Origin of the sequence: Mesorhizobium sp. M2A.F.Ca.ET.067.02.1.1 (genome assembly GCF_004023285.1) — a bacterium.
In the GTDB taxonomy this organism is placed as follows: Bacteria; Pseudomonadota; Alphaproteobacteria; order Rhizobiales; family Rhizobiaceae; genus Mesorhizobium.
The window spans coordinates 1-6,062 of sequence record NZ_RZSB01000353.1 but is presented as its reverse complement, the minus strand read 5'-3'; the positions used below and the strand labels follow the sequence as shown (position 1 = coordinate 6,062).

Below are 6,062 nucleotides of genomic sequence, written 5' to 3'. Positions count from 1 at the left end.
TTGCTGCACCGAAGCGGCCTGTTTGCGCGCTTCGCGGCGCCAGGCGAAGACCTGCTGCGGCCTAAGGCCATACCGACGGGCGACCTCGGAAATGATTGCGTTCGGCTCCAGCGTCTCCGCGATGATCCGCGCCTTGTCATCCACCGACCAGTGACGCCGACCGCCGGCACCGTTGATCACCTCGAAACGCCGAAGCTGCCGCTCCGGGTCAAGCGTAAGGTCAAGTCCAGACACAAGCCGATCTCCGATCCCAATACAGGATCGGCAACCTCACAGATCGCGACCACTCCCGAAAGGTGGTTCGGAAACACCGCTTACAACGTAGACACGCTTCCAATGTTTACAGATACTTGACGAGGGAGTGCATAATGACTCACGCATCGCAATCGGACGGATGGAGCGCTCGACCACGTTGCTGTCGATCTCAATGCGGCCGTCGTCAAGGAAGCGCGAGAGGCCTTCCCAACGCGCGAGCATGTAGCGGATCGCCTCGGCGAGCTTGGTTTCGGCTGATCAAGCCGAGCTTTTCGCGCAGCCAGGGTTCGAGATCGGCGATGATAGCGCGGCTATTTTCCTGACGCGTCGCACGGCGCTCCTCGGCCGATCGGCCGCGGATGCCGTCCTCGATCTTGTAGAGCTCGGCGATCCGTCTCAGCGCCTCACTGGCGATCGGCGCGGGACCGGCTGCCGCCAGTTCATAGAAGCGTCGGCGCACGTGTGCCCAGCAGAAGTCGAGCGTAACACCGCTCTTTTCAGCCAGCACGCGATAGCCGCCATAGCCGTCTGCCCTGAAGGATTCCAGTGAAGCCGGCGAGATGGGCAATTGGACGCTCGGCCTTCCGGTCGGGTGCGTAGACATAGCCGACGCCCGGCGGGTCGCCGCCATTCATGGTCGGTCATCACGGGGCATACGGTTGTAGACGATGCCGCCGGCCTCACCTTCGCCGATCACAGCCGTCTTCATACGATCGTAAAGCACTTCGCGAGGAGCGCCGCCCAGCGCCTCGAAGGCGGCGGCATGAGAACGTAGAAGCGCCCGTAGATCCTGGTGGACCACGAAGCGTGCCCAGATCAAGCGGCTGAAGCCGAGGAGGTGGATTTCGGTGATCAAGATCGGGGAGATGATGATGACACTGGATTTGCATCGGCAAGGCCTTGTGAGGCAGCCCCTGGAGTTGGGTTATACTAGGAGTCATGGAATTTGACCGACATGGAGCCCGCTCCCGCTTTCCGATTGAAGTGATGGCATCGGGGACGGCGAGCAGTTGCTGCCAACGGTCAATACCCGGCCTGTCGTCACGGCGGCCAGATGATTGTCGTCGAAATCTTGGACGGCGCCACTGGATCCCGGCCATACCGTGATACATCATGAAAGAACCGCTCCGCTTTCGCCGCTGCACCAAGGCTGATTTGCCAGCCGTGCCAAAACTTCGAGGCAGCCATCCCACTCCTGCTTTGCATATTCGTCGGTTAGCAGCGGTATTAAACAAAATAGGCGGCTATTCTACAAATTTAATCGTCTTCGGATAATCGTTTATATTAGCATATCTGTGCGTTATCTCTTCGCCAACTTCTATGTCCTTTAATGCGACGATTCTTGCCCATGTGCCAGTGTCTTCATCGATCCATAATATTTGTGAATTCGGGTTTGATGAGTGGTTCACTATCGAGATCAGCCCGAAAACAACATACCCGGAGATTTGAGTCGTTACAGGGCTAGGTGACGGTCTAACAAAGTAGTAATTGAACAGACCTGTGCGCTCTAGTAGGTTTTCATCCGATCTCATAAATCCCCAAGTCGGAGATTGTTCAATTAGCTCGCCGATTTTGAACGGGACATTAGCAAATACGCCTCGTCCTTTTTTAGGAACATTCCTTACGCATATGTGGCTGCGCTGATCAACTATTGCTCCGACCATTGAATTCGACCTTCTTCTGTACTGCTTACTATGGGCACGAATGAGCACTTCGGTCCCGCAGCGCTTGATCGCCTAGTTGCGCTAGACGAGTCCACATCGCCCCATCTAGTTATCGGCGCTCACCTCTGTCCTAACCCGCTAAAGGGAGACCTTCCCCGAGGCCAACGGATAAATGAATCGGCGGTGTGCATCAAGGATTACTTAAGGTCCTTCGCTTCGCTGAACATCTCTCGGTAGACCGACAGTAGCTCCGTACCGGTGTTCCGCCGTCATTCGTCACAGTTCTCCTCAGAATTGCTTGAAACCTTATCAATCAGCTATCCACAAGCCGACACAACACCAATGCATATCGCTCTTGCAAATCAGTCCAATGCTGGACTCGTCGAAACCCAAATTGGCTAAGCATATTACTAAAATCGCACACTTTCACCTTGTTCATTATTTCCGTAAGAATCAATTCACCTTTAGATAAATCGAAGGAAAATTGCAGTTTATCAATAGTTATTAACTGATTTTGCGTGGACTCTAAATAACTCTCCATGCGATGTAGATCTTTATTGTGAACAGAGAGATGCCTAAACTGGAATATCTGAAAATTTGCGCCGAAACGCCAGTTCAAATGCTGCAGAACGCACAGGTTTGCTAGGATTGCAGTTTGATTGTTGTACGCTGCTTCGAGCATTGTTGTTTCTTTGTCCAAATCTATCCCGACCAAAAAATAATCGCCATGGGTTAAGGACGAGCGAGCCGATAGGAGCAGATTATCCAACTCGTCGTTGTGCATATTGCCGATCGTGCTGCCGAGACAAATTAAAAGCTTCGGAGCGGCGAGGTTCTTAACCTCTGCGAGTCCGGCTTGGTAAGTCCCGACAACCCCCAAAAAATTCAAATCCGGCGACACTGATAGAATGTTTTCAGCCGCTCTCTCCAAAATGGAGCGATTGATGTCGACGGCGGCGTAAGAGGTCAGGCCATGCGACCTAGCATAAGCATCAATCAGCAGAGTTGTTTTCTCGGCGTTCCCGGACCCAAGTTCCACGAGAAAGACAGAGCCTGTTGTTTCAGCGATATCCTTCGCGTACTCGGCCAGGATATCTCGTTCTGTTCTGAACAAGTAGTAGGTTTTTTCGGTACATAGCCGTTCAAACAACAATGACCCAGTGTCGTCATAATAGTATATAGAATTCACCCTACGCGGGGATTCCGACAGGGACGCCACCAAGAGATCGCCGTTGAACAACGTTTCTTCAGGGACGTCCAAGCCGATGATTTCATATTTATTGCCTGTCGCCACTGCGGCCGTGCCAGGGTGATCTTGTGCCATATAGATAGCTCCACTAAAATAAAACGGTGTACTGGCCGACGGATAAGAGCCGATATGTTTATTGGCCGTTGCCCCTAGCGACGTGAAGTCGGGAGCGGCCGCTGCCTCACGAAGAAGGACTTCAAAAGTCGTGCCAACGGTGCTGACGGAGCGTTGGAAATTCTTTTTAATTGTTGGTTCAGTGACTTAACCGGAGAGCGGCGTCAGCTTGGCTAGGACCGTTGTGTCCCGTAGTCGACAGACCGGGCAGTGGGTGTCGTGTTATTACCCACCCCAAATTTTGAGCGCCGATTTTGCGGCCTATGGCGGCTCAAGCCAGGATGCTGACGATGACGCTAAAGGGGTTGCGCCTTTGACCCGACTTGAACAGTATGTTTGGAAAGGTCCAGTTATATCAATAAGATGGCCGCCAGCATCTGGGTGTTCCACTACATTTTGCGGATGGATTGATTCGAGATTGGGTGGCAGCGCGATGCCTGCGGCCTTGAACACGTTGCCGACCTGACCGGTCACGTGCGTCCGGGTGGTTATGGCCCTTGCCGTCCTTCTCGATGGCGGCCTGTTGCAGGTGATCGATCATTAAGGAGCGGCTGCCATTCCGGCTTGAGACCCTTTTCCCTCACACTGGCGCATGAGTTGCTTGGCCAGCGTCAGCGCCAGGAACGAATAGAAAATGGCCGCGGATGGCGGCGTCGGATTGGTGGAAAACGGGCCTTGTGTCGGAGCTGGCCTTGGCCGTCTGGAACAGGGTCTGCACCTGGAGCAGGTCGCGATAGCGCAGGACGGCCCGCAGCGGCGTGATCCTGGCGTTGGTCCTGGAGTACGGTGATGCCGTCGAAGCGGGCTTCGTCGGCGAGCTTGCCGGGATCGAGCTCGGAGGCCTCGCCGGCGAGGCGATGATGGTGCCCCATGCACAGCGACGATACAACGGCGCCGGTCCTCGCCATTGTCACGTTGCTTTCTCGTGTGCAATCGATCACCTTGGGTTGGCAACTCAAAGTGGGCCAACGGTGTCAGGATTGTGACAAACACAGGGTAGTCTCGGGGGATCATCGAGGCTCACCTGGCGCTTGTTTCGTTTTCGCGGCGCGGTACCCAGACGATCGCAACGGAACAACCTCATCGTCCGATGGCCAATTCTTCCGCGCGAGCGACCGAGCCGCAAAGCGCGGCGACATCAATTTGCATTACGGCAGCGAACCAGGATCAAAATTCTACAGCCATCTTTCCGATCAATACGGCTACTTCAGCATTCTGCCCATCAGCCCGACCGAAAGCGAGGCTGCCTATGTGCTCGATGGGCTATTCGACCAGGACACAATCCTCGACATCCAGGAGCACTTCACGGACACTGGCGGCGTGAGCGATCACGTGTTCGGGTTGTTCGCTCTGATCGGCAAGCGCTTTGCGCCTCGGCTGCGCAATCTCAAAGATCGGAAGTTCCACACCTTCGAGAAAAATGATGCCTACCCGGCGCTGTCGAACCACATCGGAGCGCCGATCAACACCACGCTTATTCTCGACCACTGGGACGATCTTCTTCATCTGGTGGCGTCGATCACGACGCGATCAGTCGTGCCGTCAACGATCCTGAAGAAGCTGTCAGCATCACCGAAGGAAAGCCAACTCGCAAGGGCGAACTCAGCCGAATCGAGCGATCGCTGTTCATGATCGAATGGTACTCAAGTCCAGCGCTCCGCCGGCGTTGCCAGGCCGGCCTCAACAAGGGTAAGGCGGCGGATAAGCTGAAGCGCGCCGTCTTCTTCCGCGAGCGCGGTGAGATCCGGGACCGAGCGTTCGAAAGCCAGGCGTTCCGCGCGTCCGGCCTCAACCTCGTCGTCACCCCAATCGCGCTTTTCATGCCCTTCTGAAGCACGTTCCATGGGGCCTGTTCGACCAGCTTATCGACAAGCACAAAGCCGATCACCGCGTGCGGCGGCAGACCAGCAATGACCAATTCCTGGCGCTGTTGTTCGGACAACTGTCCGGATCAGCGAGCCTGCGCGAGATCGAGACGGGTGATGTTCAATTCTCGGCGACCTATCATCATTGAAACCGCAGTCGGACATCGGATACGTCGAAACGGGTTAAATGACGCGTGACTTCCGTTCCCCGCGGAGAAATCCTGCCCCTATTTTTGGAAAAACGCGGGTGCCGACACTACCATCGTTTTGTCGAGTTCCTGACGCGGTGGCATTCGGCTGAGCTGCCGATGCATTCTCGATAAGGCTTTGAAAAATATGCAGAACATTCTCTAACGCTCTTTCTGCTCAGTTGGCATGACTTTTGAACTGTCCCTTTTGGCGAGCAAGCAGGAGCAGCCGGCGGCGGATGGCAGAAAGCGGTCCCGTGTATTGCCAAGCAATTGGCCAAAGGAAGCCTGATGGACGAGATGATGCCTTCTATGCAAACGGTGAAACTCAGGGGCGCAACGCGCACCCCGCGTGGAGATCCGCCATGCGCGCTTCAGACAACTTTGTCTCCTCGGCCTTACTGGAAGCGACCAGCTCGATCTTCACGAACAAACATGCCGAATATGTGTCAATGGAGAAATCGCTCTGGAAGCGATTTCCTATCTAATTGCATACATCGCGCCAGCACGCATGGGCAAGCAAACGCCGCCGAGGGTTCAGCAACATGAGAAGGTTTGTGGATCTTTCATACATTTTGCACAACGGCATGACGACCTATCCCGTGCCCTGGTCGCCGGCATTCGATTAAGTGAGGCTGCAATGACGCATGAAAAGCTGGTTCGTGATTTCTTTTCGCAGCACGCCAAGTCGCCTCTTCCGAACGGAAAGGACGCTTTTTCCGTGCAC

At 54.8% G+C, this 6,062-nt stretch carries 3 protein-coding genes and 3 pseudogenes; 2 read left to right on the top strand and 4 right to left on the bottom strand.

Annotated features, from left to right (window positions below):
* The 4 genes and pseudogenes from EOA28_RS21870 to EOA28_RS21850 all read right to left on the bottom strand — a co-directional run.
* On the bottom strand, positions 1 to 234 hold a 234-nt coding region (locus EOA28_RS21870; protein ID WP_148670794.1), incomplete at its 3' end, for a transposase.
* A 144-nt stretch (positions 235 to 378) separates the two neighbouring features.
* Positions 379 to 904: pseudogene (locus tag EOA28_RS21865) on the bottom strand (IS66 family transposase); the annotation flags it as partial.
* Positions 905 to 913: 9 nt separating this feature from the next.
* Positions 914 to 1,090 (bottom strand): annotated as a pseudogene (locus tag EOA28_RS21860) (IS21 family transposase); the annotation flags it as partial.
* A gap of 1,142 nt (positions 1,091 to 2,232) precedes the next feature.
* Positions 2,233 to 3,243, bottom strand: a complete 1,011-nt coding sequence (locus tag EOA28_RS21850) for an L-histidine N(alpha)-methyltransferase (protein WP_128315247.1) — start codon at positions 3,241 to 3,243, stop codon at positions 2,233 to 2,235.
* A 909-nt stretch (positions 3,244 to 4,152) separates the two neighbouring features.
* On the opposite strand from EOA28_RS21850, the pseudogene EOA28_RS21840 reads away from it, so the two are divergent.
* Positions 4,153 to 5,196 (top strand): annotated as a pseudogene (locus EOA28_RS21840) (Tn3 family transposase).
* A 491-nt stretch (positions 5,197 to 5,687) separates the two neighbouring features.
* On the top strand, positions 5,688 to 6,062 hold a 375-nt coding region (locus EOA28_RS39580), incomplete at its 3' end, for a hypothetical protein (RefSeq protein WP_210214952.1).